General features: G+C 70.9%; 19 protein-coding genes. 15 read left to right on the top strand and 4 right to left on the bottom strand.

Going from position 1 to position 18438, the window contains the following annotated elements; genetic code table 11:
• Positions 1 to 6: 6 nt before the first annotated feature.
• Positions 7 to 681, bottom strand: a complete 675-nt coding sequence (locus tag NFX31_RS13220; protein WP_262955939.1) for a DNA alkylation repair protein — start codon at positions 679 to 681, stop codon at positions 7 to 9.
• A 117-nt stretch (positions 682 to 798) separates the two neighbouring features.
• On the opposite strand from NFX31_RS13220, the gene NFX31_RS13215 reads away from it, so the two are divergent.
• Positions 799 to 1224 (top strand): YciI family protein, encoded by a 426-nt coding sequence (locus NFX31_RS13215; RefSeq protein WP_045250562.1) that lies wholly within the window; start codon positions 799 to 801, stop codon positions 1222 to 1224.
• 5 nt (positions 1225 to 1229) lie between these two features.
• Positions 1230 to 2501: an RNA polymerase sigma factor gene (locus NFX31_RS13210; RefSeq protein ID WP_262955938.1), complete on the top strand. Its 1272-nt coding sequence runs from the start codon at positions 1230 to 1232 to the stop codon at positions 2499 to 2501.
• Positions 2502 to 2593: 92 nt separating this feature from the next.
• Here NFX31_RS13210 and NFX31_RS13205 read toward each other — a convergent pair whose 3' ends face one another.
• The gene (locus NFX31_RS13205; RefSeq protein WP_091479461.1) at positions 2594 to 3523 is read right to left on the bottom strand and encodes a Bax inhibitor-1/YccA family protein; all 930 of its coding nucleotides are present in this window, start codon (positions 3521 to 3523) and stop codon (positions 2594 to 2596) included.
• A gap of 87 nt (positions 3524 to 3610) precedes the next feature.
• On the opposite strand from NFX31_RS13205, the gene NFX31_RS13200 reads away from it, so the two are divergent.
• From NFX31_RS13200 to NFX31_RS13155, 10 genes are all read left to right on the top strand, one after another.
• Entirely contained in the window at positions 3611 to 4636 is a 1026-nt protein-coding gene (locus NFX31_RS13200; protein WP_262955937.1) for a glycerophosphodiester phosphodiesterase family protein, read from the top strand.
• Positions 4637 to 4681: 45 nt separating this feature from the next.
• Positions 4682 to 5659 (top strand): ABC transporter ATP-binding protein, encoded by a 978-nt coding sequence (locus NFX31_RS13195; RefSeq protein ID WP_262955936.1) that lies wholly within the window; start codon positions 4682 to 4684, stop codon positions 5657 to 5659.
• Entirely contained in the window at positions 5656 to 6681 is a 1026-nt protein-coding gene (locus NFX31_RS13190) for an ABC transporter permease (RefSeq protein ID WP_262955935.1), read from the top strand. The genes NFX31_RS13195 and NFX31_RS13190 overlap by 4 nt, the downstream gene beginning before the upstream one ends.
• Positions 6682 to 6786: 105 nt before the next feature.
• A complete protein-coding gene (locus tag NFX31_RS13185) occupies positions 6787 to 9288 on the top strand; it encodes an ATP-dependent helicase (protein WP_091479446.1) in 2502 nt (833 codons plus the stop codon).
• Positions 9289 to 9330: 42 nt separating this feature from the next.
• Positions 9331 to 10467, top strand: coding sequence for an SseB family protein (locus NFX31_RS13180; RefSeq protein ID WP_262955934.1), 1137 nt, complete (start codon positions 9331 to 9333; stop codon positions 10465 to 10467).
• 161 nt (positions 10468 to 10628) lie between these two features.
• Positions 10629 to 11252 (top strand): SipW-dependent-type signal peptide-containing protein, encoded by a 624-nt coding sequence (locus NFX31_RS13175; protein ID WP_045250555.1) that lies wholly within the window; start codon positions 10629 to 10631, stop codon positions 11250 to 11252.
• A gap of 10 nt (positions 11253 to 11262) precedes the next feature.
• Positions 11263 to 11886 carry a SipW-dependent-type signal peptide-containing protein gene (locus NFX31_RS13170; RefSeq protein ID WP_045250554.1) on the top strand — a complete coding sequence of 208 codons (624 nt, stop codon included), beginning with the start codon at positions 11263 to 11265 and terminating at the stop codon, positions 11884 to 11886.
• A gap of 38 nt (positions 11887 to 11924) precedes the next feature.
• Entirely contained in the window at positions 11925 to 12623 is a 699-nt protein-coding gene (locus NFX31_RS13165; RefSeq protein ID WP_091479436.1) for a signal peptidase I, read from the top strand.
• Positions 12610 to 13248, top strand: a complete 639-nt coding sequence (locus NFX31_RS13160) for an LPXTG cell wall anchor domain-containing protein (RefSeq protein ID WP_262955933.1) — start codon at positions 12610 to 12612, stop codon at positions 13246 to 13248. Before NFX31_RS13165 ends, NFX31_RS13160 begins: the two co-directional genes overlap by 14 nt.
• The gene (locus NFX31_RS13155) at positions 13245 to 13763 is read left to right on the top strand and encodes a hypothetical protein (RefSeq protein WP_262955932.1); all 519 of its coding nucleotides are present in this window, start codon (positions 13245 to 13247) and stop codon (positions 13761 to 13763) included. The genes NFX31_RS13160 and NFX31_RS13155 overlap by 4 nt, the downstream gene beginning before the upstream one ends.
• 4 nt (positions 13764 to 13767) lie before the next feature.
• Here the strand turns inward: NFX31_RS13155 and NFX31_RS13150 are convergent, their stop codons facing one another.
• On the bottom strand, positions 13768 to 14448 hold the full coding sequence (locus tag NFX31_RS13150) for a YqaJ viral recombinase family protein (RefSeq protein WP_045250551.1): 681 nt from the start codon (positions 14446 to 14448) through the stop codon (positions 13768 to 13770).
• 350 nt (positions 14449 to 14798) lie between these two features.
• Between NFX31_RS13150 and rplJ the strand changes: the two genes are divergently transcribed.
• Both rplJ and rplL read left to right on the top strand, forming a co-directional pair.
• Positions 14799 to 15287, top strand: coding sequence for a 50S ribosomal protein L10 (gene rplJ / locus NFX31_RS13145; RefSeq protein ID WP_045250550.1), 489 nt, complete (start codon positions 14799 to 14801; stop codon positions 15285 to 15287).
• 49 nt (positions 15288 to 15336) lie between these two features.
• Positions 15337 to 15720, top strand: coding sequence for a 50S ribosomal protein L7/L12 (gene rplL, locus NFX31_RS13140; RefSeq protein WP_091479430.1), 384 nt, complete (start codon positions 15337 to 15339; stop codon positions 15718 to 15720).
• Between the two features lie 85 nt (positions 15721 to 15805).
• Here the strand turns inward: rplL and NFX31_RS13135 are convergent, their stop codons facing one another.
• The gene (locus NFX31_RS13135) at positions 15806 to 16825 is read right to left on the bottom strand and encodes a LacI family DNA-binding transcriptional regulator (RefSeq protein WP_045250548.1); all 1020 of its coding nucleotides are present in this window, start codon (positions 16823 to 16825) and stop codon (positions 15806 to 15808) included.
• 237 nt (positions 16826 to 17062) lie between these two features.
• Here NFX31_RS13135 and NFX31_RS13130 point away from each other — a divergent pair, with 237 nt between their 5' ends.
• A complete protein-coding gene (locus NFX31_RS13130; RefSeq protein WP_045250547.1) occupies positions 17063 to 18394 on the top strand; it encodes an ABC transporter substrate-binding protein in 1332 nt (443 codons plus the stop codon).
• The last annotated feature ends 44 nt before the right edge of the window (positions 18395 to 18438 follow it).

Raw genomic sequence — 18438 nt, 5'->3', positions numbered from 1 at the left:
ACCGCCTCAGCCCAGGTGCTTCAGCGCCTCGCGGCGGCTCAGCGGCGAGAGGGACGGGTGCGCGTCGACGAACGCGCGCACCCAGTCCGGATCCGCCCTGGCGTGATCGCGCAGCGCCCACCCGATCGCCTTGCGGATGAAGAACTCCTCGTCGCCGAGGTTCGCCTCGATCACGTCGGAGAGCAGGCCGTGATCGACGCGGTCCCTGCGCTGCAGCTGGGCGATGATCGCCGCGCGCCGGATCCAGAGGTCCTCGTCGTCGGCCCACACGCGCAGCTCCACGGCCAGCTCGGCGGGGTGGGAGTCCAGGAGGTCCGCGAGACGGTGCGCGACTTCGTCGACGTGGTCCCACCAGGCGCCGGTGCGGATCATCTCCTCGTGCACGTCGAGCAGATCCAGCCGTCCGCGCAGCGGCTTCAGGGCCATCAGGGCCTGCGCCGCGTAGCGCTCCTCGCGGTACCCGGCCGCACGCCACAGGTCGAGCGCCGCGTCGCGCAGCTCGTCGACGTCGACGACCCCGCGCGCCGCCTGAGTGGCGAGCCGTCGAGCGTCCGGCACGCGCACGCCGAGGAACGGCATCGCCGACTTCATGTAGGCCTGCTGGCCGGGTGCGAGGGCGGGATCCGCGGCCGCGCGCAGGGCCTCGCGGATCACGTTCGCGAGCGCAGAGGAGGACGTCACATCCGGAGTCTAGAAAATCTTCGAAGAATCTTCGACGCGCTGTCGATCCGGCGTCTTCTCGTTCGACGTCTTGAGTGAGAGGGTCGAAGGACGACCCCCGATGAGGAGACAGAGATCATGAAGTTCATGCTGATCATGCGCGCGGACGACCAGGGTGTGCGGGCGTACGAGGACATGCCGTTCGAGCAGGTCATCGAGGCGATGGGCCGGTACAACGAGTCGATGATCAAGGCGGGGGTGCTGATCGCCGGCGAAGGGCTCACGGACGCCGCGGAGGGCTTCGTCGTCGACTTCTCGGCCGAGACGCCGCTGGTCACCGACGGCCCCTACGGCGAGACGAAGGAGCTGTTCAACGGCTTCTGGATCATCGAGGTGTCCACGCGTGAGGAGGCCGCGGAGTGGGCCAAGCGCGCGCCGCTCACGCCGGGCGCGTACCTCGAGGTGCGCCGCGTCACCGAGCTCGAGGACTTCCCGGCCGACAACGAGTGGATCCAGAAGGAGGCCGGCTGGCGCGAGGAGGCGGCCGCGCGCGCGGCCGAGTGACGGCGATGGCCGGATCCGACTCCGCGGCGACGGGCGCTCAGACCGAGCGCGCCGTCGCCGCGGTGTGGCGTATCGAGTCGGCGAGGATCGTCGCCACCCTGACGCGCTTCACCGGCGATTTCGGCCTCGCCGAGGATCTCGCGCAGGACGCGCTGCTGGAGGCGCTCGCACAATGGCCGCGCGACGGCGTGCCCGCGAACCCCGCGGCCTGGCTGACGGCTGTCGCCAAGCGCCGTGCGATCGACGGATGGCGGCGCAGGGAGCGCTACGACGATCGACTCGCGGTGATCGCGCACGATCTCGAGCGGGAGCAGGACGCCGCCCTGGACGCCCCGCCCTGGGATCCTGACGCGATCGACGACGACGTGCTGCGGCTCGTCTTCATCGCCTGTCACCCCGTGCTCTCGCGCGAGGCGCGCGTGGCGCTCACCCTGCGTGTGGTGGGCGGTCTGAGCACGGAGCAGATCGCGCGTGCGTTCCTGGTGCCGACCGCCACCGTGCAGCAGCGCATCGTGCGGGCGAAGAAGACGCTCGCGGCGGCCAAGGCGCCGTTCGAGGTGCCGGGGCGCGACGAGTTCCCTGCGCGGCTCGGTGCGGTGCTCGGGGTGCTCTACCTGGTGTTCAACGAGGCGCATGCGGCGACGGCGGGAGAGGATCTGCTCCGCCCGGATCTGGGACGCGAGGCGATCCGGCTCACCCGCGTGCTGGCCGCGCTCATGCCGACGGAGCCGGATGTGCACGCGCTGCTCGCGCTCATGGAGCTCACGGCCGCGCGCTTTCCGGCGCGCGTCGACGCGCACGGCGACCCGGTGCTGCTCGCCGACCAGGACCGTCGTCTGTGGGACCGCGGTCGCATCGCCCGTGGCCGCGCCGCCCTGGCTCAGGCGGACGCCTTCGGCCGCGGCCGCGGGGCCTACGCGCTGCAGGCGGCGATCGCCGAGTGCCATGCGGTCGCACCATCGGTCGAGGAGACCGATTGGGAGCGCATCGTGCTGATCTATGAGGCGCTCGGGCGCATCGCCCCCTCGCCGGTCGTGGAGCTCAATCGCGCCGCGGCGGTCGCGATGGCGACGGGCCCGGCGTCCGCGCTGCGCATCGTCGACGGGCTCATCGCCGACGGCGCGTTGCGCGGCTATCACCTGCTGCCCGCCACGCGCGCCGAGCTGCTGCTGCGTCTCGGGCGCGCGGAGGAGGCGCGCTCCGAGTTCGCGGTCGCGGCCGCGCTGGCCGGCAACGACCGCGAGCGTGCGCTCCTCGAGCAGAAGGCCCGCGGCTGAGCGAGCCGCCGTCGTGCGCCGCCGGGCTGCGCGGGAACGACGAAGGCCGCCCTCCCGAGGAGAGCGGCCTTCATCGTGAAGCGCGGTGGCGGCTAGTTGTTGCCGCGGGCGATCGCGATCATGCGCAGGATCTCGACGTACAGCCACACGACGGTGACCATGATGCCGAAGCCGCCGAGCCAGCCGTACTGGCGCGGGGCGCCGTTGCGCACGCCCTGCTGGATCTGGTCGAAGTCCATGACCAGCGAGTACGCGGCGAGGAAGACGACGAGCACACCGATGATCAGGCCGAGCGGGATGCCGGCGACCTTCGCGCTGTAGAGGCCGAACATCTGGTTGGCGGGCAGCACGTTGAACACCATCAGCACGACGTTGAGCAGCGAGAACAGCAGGTAGCCGAGCATCGCGATCATCACGATCTTCGTCATCTTCGCGGACGCGCGGACCTTGCCGCTCGCGAACAGGGCGAGGGTGACGGCGACCACGGCCGCGGTGGCGAGCGTCGCCTGCAGCACGATGCCGGGCCAGAGCACCTCGAAGAAGGCCGAGATGCCTCCGATGAAGAGGCCCTCGAACGCCGCGTAGGCGAAGATCAGCGCCGGACGCACCTTCTTGCGCGAGGTGAAGCTCACGATCATCGCGAGCACGAAGCCGCCGAGCGCGCCCACGGCCCACGGCCAGATCGCGACGGCGGTCGGCGTGCGCGGCACGGCGACGCCGCCGAGCGTGAAGAACCAGCCGATCGCCGCGAAGACGAGCAGGATGCCGAACAGGCCCGCGGTCTTCCAGACCGTGTCCTCGACCGTCATCCGGTCGGTCTCGATGGCGCCGGCCGACGGTGCGGCGTACATGCCCTCGAGGTTCGCGTTGACGGCCGCCTGCTGGGCCGCGGCGAACTGGCCGGTCGGCGGGGGCGGCGCGTACTGACCGTTCTGGCCCGCCTGGGCGCCTCCGGGATAGGTCGCGACGGCGCGCGGATCCCGCTCCTTGAACGCCGGGTTGTTGAACGCGAAGTTGCTCATGGTCGGCCTCACTCCTCAGAAGTGGTGGTCATCTTCCTTCTACAGTACCGGCGGAACCCGTGAGGGGCACTGCCGTACGCTGAGAGCGTGACCCGACGGATCCCGCCCGACGTCTCGCCGACGGATCCGTCCGTCCGTCCGCTCCTGATCGGCCACCGCGGCGCTCCCGGCTATCGTCCCGAGCACACCGCCTCGTCCTACCGCCTCGCCTTCGCGATGGGCGCCGACGCCGTCGAGCCCGACGTCGTCGTCACCGCGGACGGAGTGCTCGTGATCCGTCACGAGAACGAGATCTCGGGCACCACCGATGTCGCCGACCATCCCGAGTTCGCGGATCGGCGCACCACGAAGCGCGTCGACGGGGAGCGTCTCACCGGGTGGTTCACCGAGGACTTCACCTGGGCCGAGCTCGCCACCCTGCGCTGCCGGGAGAGGATCCCCGCCCTGCGTCCCGGATCCGCCGAGCACGACGACACCGAGCCGATCCTGCGCCTGACCGACCTCCTGGAGCTCGTCGGCGAGGCCTCGGCCGAACAGGGCCGGGCGATCGGGGTCGTGCTCGAGGTGAAGCACGCCACCTACTTCGCCGGGATCGGACGGGATCCGGCCCCGCTGGTCGAGCGCGACCTGCGCGAGGCCGGGTGGGCCTCGGGGGAGCACCCGCTCTGGATCGAGTCGTTCGAGCAGACGGTCCTGGCGGAGCTGCGTGGGCGCGGCGTGCGGGCCGTCTTCGTCTACCTCCTGGAGGCGGCGGGCTCGCCGGCGGATCTCGTCGCACGGGACGGGCGCCTCGCGCAGACCTACGCGGACGCGCTCACGCCGGCAGGCCTCGACGTGCTCGCCCGCGACGTGGACGGAATCAGCGTCGACAAGCAGCTGCTGCTGCAGGACGCCGGGCCGCACCTCATCGACGAGGCGCACCGGCGCGGGCTGCGCGTCTTCACCTGGACGTGCCGTCCGGAGAACGCATTCCTCGACCGGCGTTTCCGCCGCAGCGGCGGGGCCGCCGCGTTCGGCGACTACCGCGCGGAATGGGCGAGGATCGCCGAGACCGGCCTCGACGGCGTCTTCGTCGACCACCCGGACCTCGGTGCGGAGGCGTTCCGGAGCTGAGCGCGGCCACCCGGCGGCCGTCGGGGCGTCTGGCATGCTGACCTCATGGATGAGCTTTCGGAGGGTGGGATCCAGGTCGCAGATCTTGCGCGGTCGTTCGGATCGGTGCACGCCGTGCGCGGGGCGAGCTTCGCCGCGGCGCCCGGGCGGGTGACGGGACTGGTCGGCCCGAACGGTGCAGGCAAGACGACGCTGCTGCTGATGCTCGCGTCCCTGCTCGCCCCCGACCGCGGCCGCATCCGCATCGACGGGATCGATCCGGTGGCCGACCCCTCGGCCGCCCGTGGCGTGCTCGGCTGGATGCCCGATGCGCTCGGCGCGTGGCCGGCCCTCACGGTGCGCGAGACCATCGTCACGACCGCGCGGCTGCACGACTTCGATCGCGACGAGGCGGCGGCGCGCACGGAGGAGCTGCTCGAGCTCGTCGACCTGCGAGACCTCGCGGCGACGCCGGCCAGGGTGCTCTCCCGCGGCCAGAAGCAGAAGCTCGGCCTCGCCAGGGCCCTCGTGCACCGGCCGCGGGTGCTGCTGCTGGACGAGCCGGCGTCCGGGCTCGACCCCGAGGCGCGCGTGCAGCTGCGCGTGCTGCTGCGCGACCTCGCCGCGGAAGGGCTGACGATCCTCATCTCCAGCCATGTGCTGGGCGAGCTCGAGGAGGTGATCGACGACGCCGTGTTCCTCGTGCAGGGCGAGGTGGTCACCGCTCCGGAACCGGTGGCGCGCGCCTGGCGGATCCGGCTCCTGCCGGACACCGCGCCGCCCGAGGCGGCGGCACAGAGCGTCCCGGATGGCGGGTTCGTGCCGGAGACGGGCTCGGCGCCGCTGCGGGTCGCCGCTGCGCTCGGCGTGGACCCGCACACGCTGGGAACGGACCGCGGCGACGTGCTCGCGGTCTTCCCCGACGAGGCCGGGGCCGCCGCCGCCCTCTCGCGCCTCGTCGGCGCGGGCCTGCCGGTCACCTCGTTCGCGCCCGCGCAGAGCGGGCTGGAACAGGCGTTCCTCACCTTGGCGAGTGCGCGATGAGCCTCACCCGGATCTGGACCATCGCGCGTCTCGAGCTCACGCAGCGCCTGCGCAGCGCCGGCTGGTACATCCTGCTCGGCGTGTTCGCGCTCGTGCTGCTCATCGTCACCGTGCTCGCCCTGATGGCGTTCTCGTTCACGCCGGCCGCGGGATCCGGCGCCTACTCGGCGATCGTGATGCTCGTGCTGCTCCTCGTCGTGCTGATCTCGCCCACGCTCAGCGGATCCTCGATCAACGGCGACCGCGAGGCGGCCACGCTCGCCAGCCTCCAGACCACCCTCGCGAGCACGGGCGACATCATGGTGGGCAAGCTCCTGGCCGCGATCATCACCGGCGCGGCGTTCCTCCTCGTCGCGGTCCCGTTCCTCGTGGTGTCGATGCTGGCGGGCGTGGTGCGCGTCGACGTCCTGCTGGTCTCGCTGCTCATCCTCGCGGCGGAGATCGTGATCGTCGCCGCGATCGGCGTCGGCTGGAGCGGGCTCGTCGCACGGCCCCTGTTCTCGGTCGCGAACACGTACCTCGTGGTGGCGGCGCTGTGTCTCGGAACGCTTCTGTTCTTCGGGCTGGCCGGGTCCGTCATCCGCACCGACGTGGAGTTGCGCGACCGCGCCTGGGATGCACAGGGCCAGCCGATCTGCGACCGCTGGGAGACGCGGACCGTGCTCCAGCCGCGCTTCGACTACGTGTGGGGCTTCCTCGCTGCGAACCCGTTCGTCGTGCTCGCCGATGCGACTCCGACGACGTACACGCCGTACGGCTCGCCGGCCGACATGTTCGGCGGGATCAAGCTCTCCGTGCGCTCCGCCCAGCTGCCGCCGCAGACGCTGAACGTCTACGACCCCTGTCTGCAGAGCCCCGATGACGGCCGTCCGACGCCCAAGGAGATCATCGAGTCGACGACCCCGAGCTGGTTCGTCGGGCTCGGGATCCAGACAGTGATCGCGGCGGGCCTGTTCGCCGGCGCCTGGGCGCGCACCCGCACCCCGGCGCGTCGGCTGCCCCCGGGCACCCGGATCGCCTGACACCGGCGCGCGGGCCGTCCCTGCGGAGCGGAGCCGCCGCCCCGCGGGCCGGGCGCGCGCCCGACCGGGATCGATGTCCGCGGCCAGACCTAGACTTGTGAGGTCATGAGCGAAGCACCTTCCCCCGTCATCCTGCCGCCCGGGTCCGCCGTCGGAGCGCCGCGCGCGAGCGCGTCCGCGCCCTCGGCCGACGATCTGCTCGCGGGGCTCAATCCGCAGCAGCTCGACGCGGTCACCTACCGGGGCCAGGCGCTGCTCATCGTGGCCGGCGCGGGGTCGGGGAAGACCAGCGTGCTCACCCGACGCATCGCGCTGCTCCTGCGCCAGCGCGAGGCGTGGCCCAGCCAGATCCTCGCCATCACGTTCACGAACAAGGCCGCGGGCGAGATGCGCGAGCGCGTCGCGCAGCTGGTGGGCGACACCGCCCGGGGCATGTGGATCTCGACGTTCCACTCCGCGTGCGTGCGGATCCTGCGCCGCGAGGCCGAGCAGTTCGGCTTCACGAAGTCGTTCACGATCTACGACTCCGGCGATTCGCGCGCGCTCATCAAGAGGCTCGTCAAGGAGCACGAGGCCGACGCCTTCGGGTACACGCCCGCAGCGGTGCAGTCGCGCATCTCCAAGCTCAAGAACGAGCTGCAGGATGCGGAGTCCTTCGCCCGCCAGGCGAACATGTCGGATCCGGCCGAGCGCGTGTTCGCGGAGGTGTTCGCGGACTATCAGCGCCAGCTGCAGAAGGCCAACGCCTTCGACTTCGACGACCTCATCGGGCAGACGGTCTACCTCTTCCGCGCGTTCCCGCAGGTGGCCGACACCTACCGCCGCCGGTTCCGGCACATCCTCGTCGACGAGTACCAGGACACCAACGCGGCGCAGTACGCGCTCATCCACGAGCTCACGCGTCCGGTGCAGGGCCCTTCGACAGGCTCGGGGACCGGGAGGGAGCCGTTTGCCTCGAACGGCATGATGATCTTCGAACCCGACCCGCAGGACGCCGCCGGAGCGGAGCCGGGCGCCGCGCTCACCGTCGTCGGCGACTCGGACCAGTCGATCTACGCCTTCCGCGGCGCCGACATCCGCAACATCAGCGAGTTCGAGCGCGACTTCCCCGGCGCCAAGGTGGTGCTGCTCGAGCAGAACTACCGCTCGACGCAGAACATCCTGTCGGCCGCCAACGCCGTGATCAGCAACAACTTCGACCGCAAGGAGAAGAAGCTGTGGAGCGACAAGGGATCCGGTGACGCGATCGTCGGGTTCACCGGCTACTCGCAGCACGACGAGGCCCAGTTCGTGGCGGACGAGGTCGAGGCGCTGCGCCGGGCCGGCATGCCGTACGGGGAGATGGCGGTGTTCTACCGCACCAACTCGCAGTCCCGCGCGCTGGAGGAGATCTTCATCCGCTCCGCCGTCCCGTACAAGATCATGGGCGGCACAAAGTTCTACGAGCGCGCCGAGATCAAGGACGCCCTCGCCTACCTCGTCGCCGTGGCGAACCCGGCCGACGAGATGGCCGTCCGGCGCATCCTGAACAAGCCGCGTCGCGGCATCGGCGACGTCACCGAGACCTCGATCGCGCGCTTCGCGGAGGAGCACTCGCTGAGCTTCCGCGATGCGCTCGCGCACCCGGCGCAGCTCGGCGTAGGGCCGAAGATCCAGGGCGCGATCGCCCAGCTGGACGCGGTGCTGCGCGAGGCGACGGAGATCATGCTGCCCGCGAGCGGCGAGGTCGCGCCGCCCACCGCCGTCGCCGAGGGGCTCACCCTCCTGCTGCAGAAGAGCGGCTACCTGGACGCGCTGCGTGCCAGCCGCGACCCGCAGGACGAGGCGCGGCTGGAGAACCTCGACGAGCTCATCGCCGTCACCCGCGACTTCGCGCGCAACAACCCCGAGGGCTCGGTGTCCGACTTCCTCGCCGAGGTCGCGCTCGTCTCCGACGCCGACGACCTGGACGACGAGTCCGGGGTGGTGTCGCTCATGACGATGCACACCGCCAAGGGACTCGAGTTCGACGCGGTCTTCGTGACCGGCGTCGAGGAGGACCTCATCCCGCATCGCATCTCCGCGAACGAGCCCGGCGGTCCGCAGGAGGAGCGCCGGCTGTTCTACGTGGGCATCACGCGGGCCCGCAAGCGCCTGCATCTGTCCCTGGCGATGACGCGCGCGCAGTTCGGCGAGGTGTCGGTGGCCATGCCGAGCCGCTTCCTGCAGGAGATCCCCTCAGAGCTCATCGACTGGAGGCAGTCCCCGGGAGATGTGAACTCCCGCGGCGGCACGCAGTCGCGCGCCCTGAACGCCCGTCGTCCGGGCGGGTTCGGCGGGTCGGGGGGATCGGGCGACCGCTTCGCCGCCCGCGCGCTCCCGAAGCGCGAGGGGCTCACGCCGCTGTCCACGGCGATGGACAAGTTCCCGAACCGGGTGACGGCGAAGGTGCGCGATAACGGCGACCTCGAGCTGAACGCCGGAGACCGGATCCGTCACGACGACTTCGGCGAGGGCAAGGTCGAGGCGATCACGGGCGAGGGCGCCAAGCGCATCGCACACGTGCGCTTCGACGCCGCGGGGCAGAAGAAGCTGCTGATCAAGATCGCGCCCATCCAGAAGCTCTGACCCGAGGCGTATCCGGAGCGCCCGCGCGGTTAGGCTGGGGCAATGGGCCTTTTCTCGCGCCGTAGCAAGCAGGACGACGTCGTCTCGCTGGAGTCCGCCTCCGCCGCCGAGGGGGCGGTGCCGGACGCCGTCGCCGAGGGCGCAGGGGAGACGGGCGCTGAGGAGACGGCCGCCGAGGCCGCACCGGTGGTGAACGTCTCGGTGCAGGCCTTCCGCGGTCTCGGAGCGCCCGCGGGCCCCGAGGTCGCCGCGCCCGCCGACGCCCCCGATGCCGGCCACGACCTCATCGACCCGGTCGTCGACGAGGCGCCCGTTCCGCCGGCGCCCGCGCCGTCGAGCCGGCCGCCCCTTCCGCTGGCGCCGGCCGACCCGCCGGAGCAGACCGAGTCGATCCCGGGCATGCCGGACAACGTGCTGCTGCGCGAGGCTCTGTCGATGCTCGGGACGGACGCGAGCCAGGCCGAGCTGCTCGGCGTGCTGCGCCAGTCGCTGCAGGGCAACCTGTTCCTCCGGGTCAGCGGCGACGCCGGCGAGCAGATCCGGGAGGGCAAGCCGCTGGCCGTCGCGGTCGTGAACGACGGGGAGAACTCGTTCATGCTCGCCTTCAGCTCCGCGGCCGCGGTGCGCGACTCCGTGCAGCAGGGCGACGAGGATCCGTCCGAGACGTCCGCGGTCGTGCAGCCCGTGCAGGCGGTCTACCAGAACGTCATCGAGGGACCCTTCGCCGGGCTCATCATCGACAACGCCTCGGAGCCGCACCGCGTCGTTTTCCCCTCCGAGATCCTGCAGAAGGCCCTCGAGGAGGCTGACCCGACGTTCGCCGTGAAGGCGCTGCTCGCGACACCGCGCGCAGCGGACTCCGAGGCGCGCGTGGCGGAGGCCCTCACCACGGCGCGGCTGTGGGTCGCCGTGAGCGATGTCGACGGCGACGGCCAGTACGGCGTGGCCGAGGCGCACACGCCCGACGGCCAGCGCTACCTCCAGCTGTTCAGCCACCCGCTCGAGGTCATCGCGCTCGGTCGCGGCGACCAGCCCATGCCGTTCTCGGCGGAGCAGATCGGCACCGTGATGGTTCAGCAGCCCGGCCTGAGCGGTGTGCTCATCGACGCCGCGGGCCCCGCGATCACGGTCGGCCGGGACGCCCTGGCGCCCGTGATCGCCCTCGCCCCGGCGGAGTAGGGCGCAGTCGTCCGGACCTTTTCTTCGCGGTGCGCGACCGTTCCGCGAGCGCTCCTCAAGGTTGTGTGAAGGAAGCCTGAAGACCTGTTCAGTGGTCTTGTCAACCGGTATCTCGGAATCCAGTATGGGCGTATCAGGTCCAGACGACGCAAAGGATTCTCATGGACACCGTGACACCCACCACTCGCAACCGCCGTAAGGTCCTCGCCGTGCTCGCCGGTGGCCTCGTGCTCGGCGTCGGCGCGGCGATCACCCTCGCCGCCTGGAACGACTCCGAGTTCGCGACCGGCACCTTCACCGCCGGCTCGTTCAACCTCCAGGGCTCCACCGACGGCACCACCTTCGCGGACCACAGCGCCGCGCCCGGCGCCGGACTGACGTTCAGCGCGAACGTCGGGAACCTCACGCCCGGCGACAGCGTGTACGCGTCGTACTGGGTCCAGCTCGACAAGAACACGACCAGCCCGGCGACGGTGACGCCGGCCCTCGACGCGACCTCCGGCACGGGCGTCAACGCGGCGGCCATCTCGTACAAGGTGTACACGGTGCCCAGCGCGACCGCCTGTGACGTGAACGTGGCCACCACGGGCACGCTCATCCTCTCCGGAGCGAACCTCAGCACCGCCACCGGTGCGACCACGTTCCCGCTCGCCAAGGGCACGCCGCCGACCACGGCCGGTGCCGCGCAGAAGCTCTGCTTCGTCGCGACCGCCGGAACCCAGGCGGTGCTGCAGCAGGGCGGCGCCGGGACGGCCGTCTGGAAGTTCACCGCGACCTCGAACTGAGGACCCCGCGATGCGGGCTCACCAGAAGAGGCGAGCGGCGACGCGCGCCGGCGAGCGGAGGATCCGACTGCTGCGGATCCGTGCTCTGCTCGCCGGCGGGCTCGTGCTCGGCACGGGGGCGACCTCGACGCTGGCGAGCTGGAACGACGCGGAGTACGCGAACGGCACGTTCACGGCGGCGAGGTTCGGCATCGAGGGCTCGCTCGACGGCACGAACTACTCCAAGCACGCCAGCACGGGTGCCGCAGCACTCAGCTTCAGCCCCGCGGTGACCGGACTGTTCCCCGGAGGCACGTCGTACGCCGCCTTCGCCGTCCGCGCGACGACGGGCTCGGTCGCCGGCCATGTGCAGGTCTCGGCCGGAACGGCGAGCGGGGGACTTTCCGATCTCCGGTACGGCGTCCGGACCGTGAGCAGCATGGGCCAGTGCTCCGCAGCCGGGTACGCGGGCGGCGGGGCGGTGATCCCGGACGGCTCGACCCTCGGGACCTCGGCCGCCGGCTCGCAGACGCTCGCGGCCGACCGCACGCCGGTCTACTACTGCTTCGCGCTCTCGCTGCCGGTGGGAGCGTCCAACGGGATGCAGGGGCTGGCGATCGCGCAGACCTGGCAGCTCGTCGCGACCTCGGGATGAGGTCCGGAGTGAGCACGTCACAGAGAGAGAAGGACAGCATGACCGAGACGACGCAGCCGACCACGCGTCGCGCCGCGCGCGAGAGCGCGGCGGCAGAACTGCACCACGGCGTGCGACCCGGAACGCGCGACGAGGCACCCGAGGAGAGCGCCGACGCCGGTCCGCGGCCGGGCGGCGGCCGTCGGCGCCGGGGCTCCGTCCGCGGAGTGCTCAGTGAGATCCTGCTCTGGGTCGCGGCGCTGGCGGGCCTCGTCTGCATCGTGCTGGTGATCCTGGCGTTCGTCGCCCACATCACGCTCATCATGTTCCGCACCGGATCCATGGCACCGACCATCCCGACCGGGTCCGTCGCGATCGTCCAGCAGATCCCCGCGTCGCAGGTGCACGTCGGCGACGTGGTGACCGTGGACCGGCCGGGGGAGCTTCCCGTGACGCACCGCGTGCGGGCCGTCGCGGACGGCTCGACCTCCGGCGAGCGGCTCCTCACCCTCCGGGGTGACGCGAACGCGCAGGACGATGTGGCGCCCTATCCGGTCTCGACCGTGCGGATCGTGCGCTTCGCGATCCCGGGACTCGCTCCGGTCATCGTCGCGTTCGGCAACCCGTTCGTGCTCGGCGGCATCACGATCGGCGTCGCGGTCCTCGTGATCTGGGCGTTCTGGCCGCGTCGTCGCGCTGCGACGGAAGAAGAGGCGGAGGCCCCGGGGCCTCGGCGGGCGAGCCATGAGTCGCCGTGACCGTCGCGCCCGGGCGGCCCTCGCCGCGCTGGCGGGGGCACTGCTCGTGATCGCGTCGGCGCCTGCGGCCGCCGCGGCTCCGGCGACGGAGATCGTGCAGGGGCGCTACGTGCGCATCGTGTCCCGTGCCGACTGGGCCGCCGCCGCGGCGATGGGCCCGGAGGCCAGTGTGCGCTGGGATCTGGAGATCAGCGCCGCCGCGCCGAGCCCCGGCACCGTCCGCGTCGGCGTCAGCGCACTCGGGGACGCGCCGGTCGCCGTCGACGTGCGGCTCTGCCCCGTGGCGTGGCAGGGCGAGGACTGCGTCGGCGGAGCTCAGCTGCTGCGCCGCGCCTGGGGTGTGCCGCGGAACGGCCGGACGGTCGAGCTCGACGCGATCTCCTCCGACGACGTCGCCCACGTCCGCCTGGACGTGCGGCTCGCCGGTGGCCGCGAGGCGGGAGCCACGCAGATCCGCGTCCACGCGGACGGGCTCGGCGACCGGATCCAGACGGGGCCCGGGGGGCAGCTTCCCGCGACAGGGGGATCCCTCCCGCTGCCGGCCATCGTCGCCGGCAGCGCCCTGCTCGTCGCCGCGGCGCTGCTGCTGGTGTTCGCGCGTCGCCGCAGAGGAGGGGACTCATGATCGCCGCGAAGCGCTCGCGCCTGCGCCGTGCCGTGCTCGCCATGCTCGTCGTCGCGGGATGCGCGGCGGCGCTGCTCTGGCCCCGTCCGGCGATGACCGACGCCTCCTACACGGACGGCGAGTACGCCGCGAGCGGGACCGTGACCGCGGCGACCCTGTCGAACCCGTCGAACATGACGTGCACCGTGCAGAAGTCACTCGGTGTCTTCACGAGCGTGACGATCGGATGGCACTCCGCCTACCCGCTCACGACGACGGTCGGCGGGATCACCGTGCTCACGGCGAGCTCGTCGGTCAAGACGAGCACGGTCACGGGGATCAGCTCCTCCGGGACGGGCCCCTACACCTACACGGTGACCCTCGATCAGAACCTGCTGCTGAGCCTCGTCACCAACCTGCTCGGGAGCACCACGACCTTCACGGTCAAGAACGCCGCGGGCACGAACTGGACGTCGACGAGCCTGACGAAGACGCTCACGATGTCTCTGGCAGGCCTCAACGCGACGTGCGTGTGAGCTGCTACTCCGCGAGCGCGAGGGCCCGGAACATGTCCCGCTCGCGCAGCGCGTCGCGCCGGCTCTCGGGCGCCGACGGCGTGCGCGACGGGGGAGTGCGACCCGTCGTGCGGTGGTAGAGCTCGTCGATCAGTCGCGTCGCGAGCCCGACCAGGGTCTCGATCTCGCGCTCGTCGCGGTCGATCCAGACGCAGTGCGGCTCGTCGTGCACGGGACGGAAGTCGTCGTGCTCCTCCCAGACGAAGAGCGTGCGCTCCGCGCCGAGCACATGCTGCTGCCACCACACCTGGCGCAGGTAGGTGCGGGGGATCTGCCGCCACGACTTGTTGGTCGTCTTGATCTCGGCCAGCAGGATGCGTCCGCCCGGATCCTGCAGGATGCCGTCGGGCGTGGCCAGGTGCCGCGCCTCCACCTCGGCGCGGAACAGCGCGGAGGACGGCATGATGCCGTGCGTCGCGGCGACCCAGGCCGCGATCTCGGGCTCGCGCCGGCGGCCGTGGTCGGTGTAGGCGTTGCCGGCGAACCGCGGGCCTGCGCCGAGCTTGGCGTCGGCGGCGCGGGCGATGGAGACCTCGCTGGTGAGCCCGGCGACGTCGGTCGCGGTGATGCCTCGGGCTCGCGCGCGCAGCCAGGCGACCCGGTCGCGCGAGTCGGCCACGATGCGCGCTTCGAGTTCCGGGGTCACCCATCGAGGCTACCTCCGCCCGCCGACGCCTCCGCGCCGGGCACGCCGATGCACCGCGGTCGCCGTCCGCCGCGGCCGCCCCGATTTGGGGGAGCGCGGAGGATGCCGTAGTCTTGGATCAACCGAAGACCGCTGGTCATCGTCGTGCACGCGAGTGCGAGACGATCGAAGCACTGCCGGATCCCCGGATCCACTCAGCAGAGGCCCGCGCAGGTGACACGAACGTCCTCCAGATCCTGGATCCCGCTCCGTGCGCTTGCGCCGGAGCGTTTTTGTTTGCCTGCAGAGCGCAGCGGTCGAGGCCGGTGCTCCACCGCCGTGGAGCATCCCGTACTCATCAAGGAGTGACCATGGCGCAGAAGGATGCATCGGTCGCCGAGCTCACGAAGAATTTCGAGGACTCGAACGCCGTTCTGCTGACCGAGTACCGCGGTCTGACGGTTGCCCAGCTCAAGCAGCTGCGCAACAGCATCCGTCAGGACGCGAACTACGCCGTGGTGAAGAACACGCTGACCAAGATCGCCGCGAACAACGCGGGGATCACGGCGCTGGACGACGACCTCAAGGGTCCGTCGGCCGTTGCGTTCGTGCACGGTGACTTCGTCGCCACCGCCAAGGCTCTGCGTGACTTCGCCAAGGCCAACCCGCTTCTCGTGATCAAGGGCGGCATCTTCGAGGGCAACGCCCTGAGTGCCGACGAGGTCAACAAGTACGCCTCCCTGGAGAGCCGTGAGGTTCTGCTGGCGAAGGCTGCGGGCATGATGAAGGCGACGATGGGCAAGGCTGCGGCCACCATCGACGCTCTTCGCGAGAAGCTGGAGACCGCCGAGGCCGCCTGAGCCTCCAAGGTCTTCACCCCACAAACCCCATCTATCTAGGAGATACATCATGGCGAAGCTCACCACCGAGGAGCTGCTCGACCAGTTCGCTGGTCTGACCCTTGTCGAGCTCAGCGAGTTCGTGAAGGCGTTCGAGGAGAAGTTCGACGTCACCGCTGCTGCTCCCGTCGCCGTCGCCGGCGCCGCGGGTGGCGCGGGTGGCGCTGAGGCCGAGGAGGAGAAGGACTCGTTCGACGTCATCCTCGAGGCCGCCGGCGACAAGAAGATCCAGGTCATCAAGGTCGTCCGCGAGCTCACCTCGCTCGGCCTCGGCGAGGCCAAGGCCGTCGTCGACGGTGCCCCCAAGGCCGTCCTGGAGGGCGCCAACAAGGAGGCCGCCGAGAAGGCCAAGGCTTCCCTGGAGGAGGCTGGCGCGACGGTTACCCTCAAGTAATCTCGTTCCCTCGAGGCGCAGCAGCGCCTCGCCTGCGCTCAAGAGCGTCTGCGAAGGCCCCGGGTCCGCCCGGGGCCTTCGTGCGTCACCGGGCGGTGTCGAGGCGCGGGGCGGCCGTGGACTGACGGGCCACGAGCGTCGCGGGCGAGATCACGTGCCTCAGGGGCGCGTCGGCGTCCTGCATGCGGGCACGCAGCAGGCGCACCGCCTCGATGCCCTGCTCGCGCGGGCTCTGACGGATCGTGGTGAGGCTGAACATCTCGGCGTAGCGGTGGTCGTCGACGCCGGTCACGCTCAGGTCGCTGGGCACTCCGATCCCGAGACGCTGCGCCGCGATGATGGCGCCGACCGCCGCCTCGTCGCACACGGCGGCGATCGCGGTCGGGCGGTGCCGGCGGTCGGCCAGCAGTGCGGCCGCCGTGGCGAAGGCCTCCGGGATCGTGGACGGCGTGCGCACGGCGCGGATCCGGTGCTCGAGTCCGGCCGCGGTCATGGCCTGGCGGTAGCCGTCCAGGCGCTTGCGCTCACCGTAGCTGAAGCGGTCGCCGTCCAGCGCGTCGCCGAGGAACGCGATGTCCTCGTGGCCGAGGTCGATCAGGTGCTCCGTCGCGACCCGCGCGGCGGCCACGTCGTCGATCGTGACGGTGTCGGCGCCTTCGGCGAAAGGGCCGACCGACACGAGCGGGAGCCCGATGCCCGTCAGACGCTCCAGCTCATGGGCGCCGGGCTGCAGGCAGACCGCGATGATGCCGTCGAACCGGCGCCCCGCGAGCGCGTGGTCCAGCATCCTGGCGCGCTCGGCGCTGCCTTCGGCGGCGCCGTAGAGCGCGAGGTCGAGGCCGTCGGCGATGAGCGCCTGCTGCAGCCCCGCGAGCAGCTCGGCGAAGTACCAGCGGTCGGCCACCGGCATGATGACGCCGATCGTCGAGGTGCGTCCGGTCGCGAGACTGGAGGCGCTGGAGTGCGCGGAGTAGGCGAGCTCCCTGGCTGCGCGCTCGACGCGCTCCCGGGTCTCGGCGGAGACGTAGCCGTTCCCGCTGAGGGCGCGACTGGCCGTCGATTTCGCCACGCCCGCGCGCAGTGCGACGTCGATGATCCCGGTCACGGCGAATCCTCCTCGAAACGGATTCCCTCACCATAGCGATATCTCAGACTCTATGGAACCGGTTCCTTGAAAGCGCTCCCATGGATCCCGGGGGTGCGACGACGCCGGTTATCCAGTTGTGATCCGATGCACGTTGCGCAAAGACCGGGAGGGTCACTAGTGTCGCCTGGAAGCGGTTCCTGAGAGGAGCCCCCAGCGTTGGGGAAATGGCCCCCGCGAATTCGAAGGAGAAAACGTATGGGAATGTCTCAGCGACGTCGCCTGATCGCGCCCCTGGCGCTGATCGCGGTGTCCGGCCTCGCTCTCGCGGGTTGCGCCGAAGGCGGCTCGTCGGGCGGCGGGGATTCGTCCGGCAAGGGTGAGACCGTCAAGATCTCCGGCGGTATCACGGGATCCGAGGCCGACCTGCTGAACAAGTCCTTCGATCAGTTCACGAAGGACACCGGCATCAAGGTCGTCTACACGGGCGACAAGGGCTTCGAGGGCAACATCGTCACGAAGGTGTCCGGCGGCAGCGCCCCGGACATCGCGATCGTGCCGCAGCCGGGTCTGCTGAAGAGCCTCGTCGGCACGGGCCAGGTCAAGGAAGCCCCCTCGGAGGTCTCGGCCAACGTCGACAAGAACTGGTCGAAGGACTGGAAGACGTACGGCACCATCGACGGCAAGTTCTACGCCGCGCCGATGCTCGCGAACGTCAAGGGCTACGTCTGGTACTCGCCGGCGAAGTTCAAGGAGCTCGGCGTCGAGGTGCCGAAGACCTGGGACGACCTGCTGACGCTCACCAAGACGCTCCAGGAGAAGACCGGCGCCGCTCCGTGGTGCGCGGGCTTCGCCTCGGGTGACGCCTCCGGCTGGCCGGGCACCGACTGGATCGAGGACCTCGTCCTGCGCCAGAGCGGCACCGACGTCTACGACAAGTGGGTCGCGGGCGACGTGAAGTTCACCGACCCTCAGATCAAGCAGGCCTTCGACGCCGTGGGCACGATCCTGCTCGACCCGAAGTACGTCAACGCGGGCTTCGGCGACGTGAAGAGCATCAACTCGACCGCCTTCGCGGACGTCGCGGCCAAGGTGGCCGACGGCACCTGCCTCATGACGCACCAGGCCTCGTTCCTCTCGTCGAACTTCCTCGACGTGAAGACCAAGGCGGGCGCCGCGCCGAAGGTCGCCCCCGACGGCGACGTGTACGCGTTCGTGCTCCCCGGCCTCAAGGAGGGTGAGAACACCATCGAGGGCGGCGGCGAGTTCGTCGCCGGCTTCACCGACAGCGCCGCGACCAAGAAGGTCCTGGAGTTCATGTCCTCGCCGGAGTTCGCGAACGCCCGCGTCAAGCTCGGCGGCGTGATCTCCGCCAACAAGAACGCGGACGCCTCGCTCGCCTCCAGCCAGTTCCTGCAGGACGCGATGAAGACGCTGCAGGATCCCAAGACCACGCTGCGTTTCGACGCGAGCGACCTGATGCCGGCCACCGTCGGCTCCGGATCGTTCTGGAAGGGCATGGTCAGCTGGATCGACGGAAAGCCGACCGATCAGGTGCTGAGCGATATCCAGGCCGGTTACAAGAACTAGTCTGAGTACCACCTGAGAGACTGCGGGGTCGTCCGCCAGCGCGG

Origin of the sequence: Microbacterium azadirachtae (assembly GCF_025583665.1) — a bacterium.
Lineage (GTDB): Bacteria > Actinomycetota > Actinomycetes > Actinomycetales > Microbacteriaceae > Microbacterium > Microbacterium azadirachtae.
This window is presented reverse-complemented; position numbering and strand designations above follow the sequence as displayed.

Bases quoted from the DNA above. Each gene is read 5' to 3' on its own strand.
- NFX31_RS13215 (WP_045250562.1), top strand. From the start codon at position 799: ATGAAGTTCATGCTGATCATGCGCGCGGACGACCAGGGTGTGCGGGCG.
- NFX31_RS13210 (WP_262955938.1), top strand. From the start codon at position 1,230: ATGGCCGGATCCGACTCCGCGGCGACGGGCGCTCAGACCGAGCGCGCC.
- NFX31_RS13205 (WP_091479461.1), bottom strand. From the start codon at position 3,523: ATGAGCAACTTCGCGTTCAACAACCCGGCGTTCAAGGAGCGGGATCCG.
- NFX31_RS13195 (WP_262955936.1), top strand. From the start codon at position 4,682: ATGGATGAGCTTTCGGAGGGTGGGATCCAGGTCGCAGATCTTGCGCGG.
- NFX31_RS13190 (WP_262955935.1), top strand. From the start codon at position 5,656: ATGAGCCTCACCCGGATCTGGACCATCGCGCGTCTCGAGCTCACGCAG.
- NFX31_RS13185 (WP_091479446.1), top strand. From the start codon at position 6,787: ATGAGCGAAGCACCTTCCCCCGTCATCCTGCCGCCCGGGTCCGCCGTC.
- NFX31_RS13180 (WP_262955934.1), top strand. From the start codon at position 9,331: ATGGGCCTTTTCTCGCGCCGTAGCAAGCAGGACGACGTCGTCTCGCTG.
- NFX31_RS13175 (WP_045250555.1), top strand. From the start codon at position 10,629: ATGGACACCGTGACACCCACCACTCGCAACCGCCGTAAGGTCCTCGCC.
- NFX31_RS13170 (WP_045250554.1), top strand. From the start codon at position 11,263: ATGCGGGCTCACCAGAAGAGGCGAGCGGCGACGCGCGCCGGCGAGCGG.
- NFX31_RS13165 (WP_091479436.1), top strand. From the start codon at position 11,925: ATGACCGAGACGACGCAGCCGACCACGCGTCGCGCCGCGCGCGAGAGC.
- NFX31_RS13160 (WP_262955933.1), top strand. From the start codon at position 12,610: ATGAGTCGCCGTGACCGTCGCGCCCGGGCGGCCCTCGCCGCGCTGGCG.
- NFX31_RS13155 (WP_262955932.1), top strand. From the start codon at position 13,245: ATGATCGCCGCGAAGCGCTCGCGCCTGCGCCGTGCCGTGCTCGCCATG.
- rplJ (WP_045250550.1), top strand. From the start codon at position 14,799: ATGGCGCAGAAGGATGCATCGGTCGCCGAGCTCACGAAGAATTTCGAG.
- rplL (WP_091479430.1), top strand. From the start codon at position 15,337: ATGGCGAAGCTCACCACCGAGGAGCTGCTCGACCAGTTCGCTGGTCTG.
- NFX31_RS13130 (WP_045250547.1), top strand. From the start codon at position 17,063: ATGGGAATGTCTCAGCGACGTCGCCTGATCGCGCCCCTGGCGCTGATC.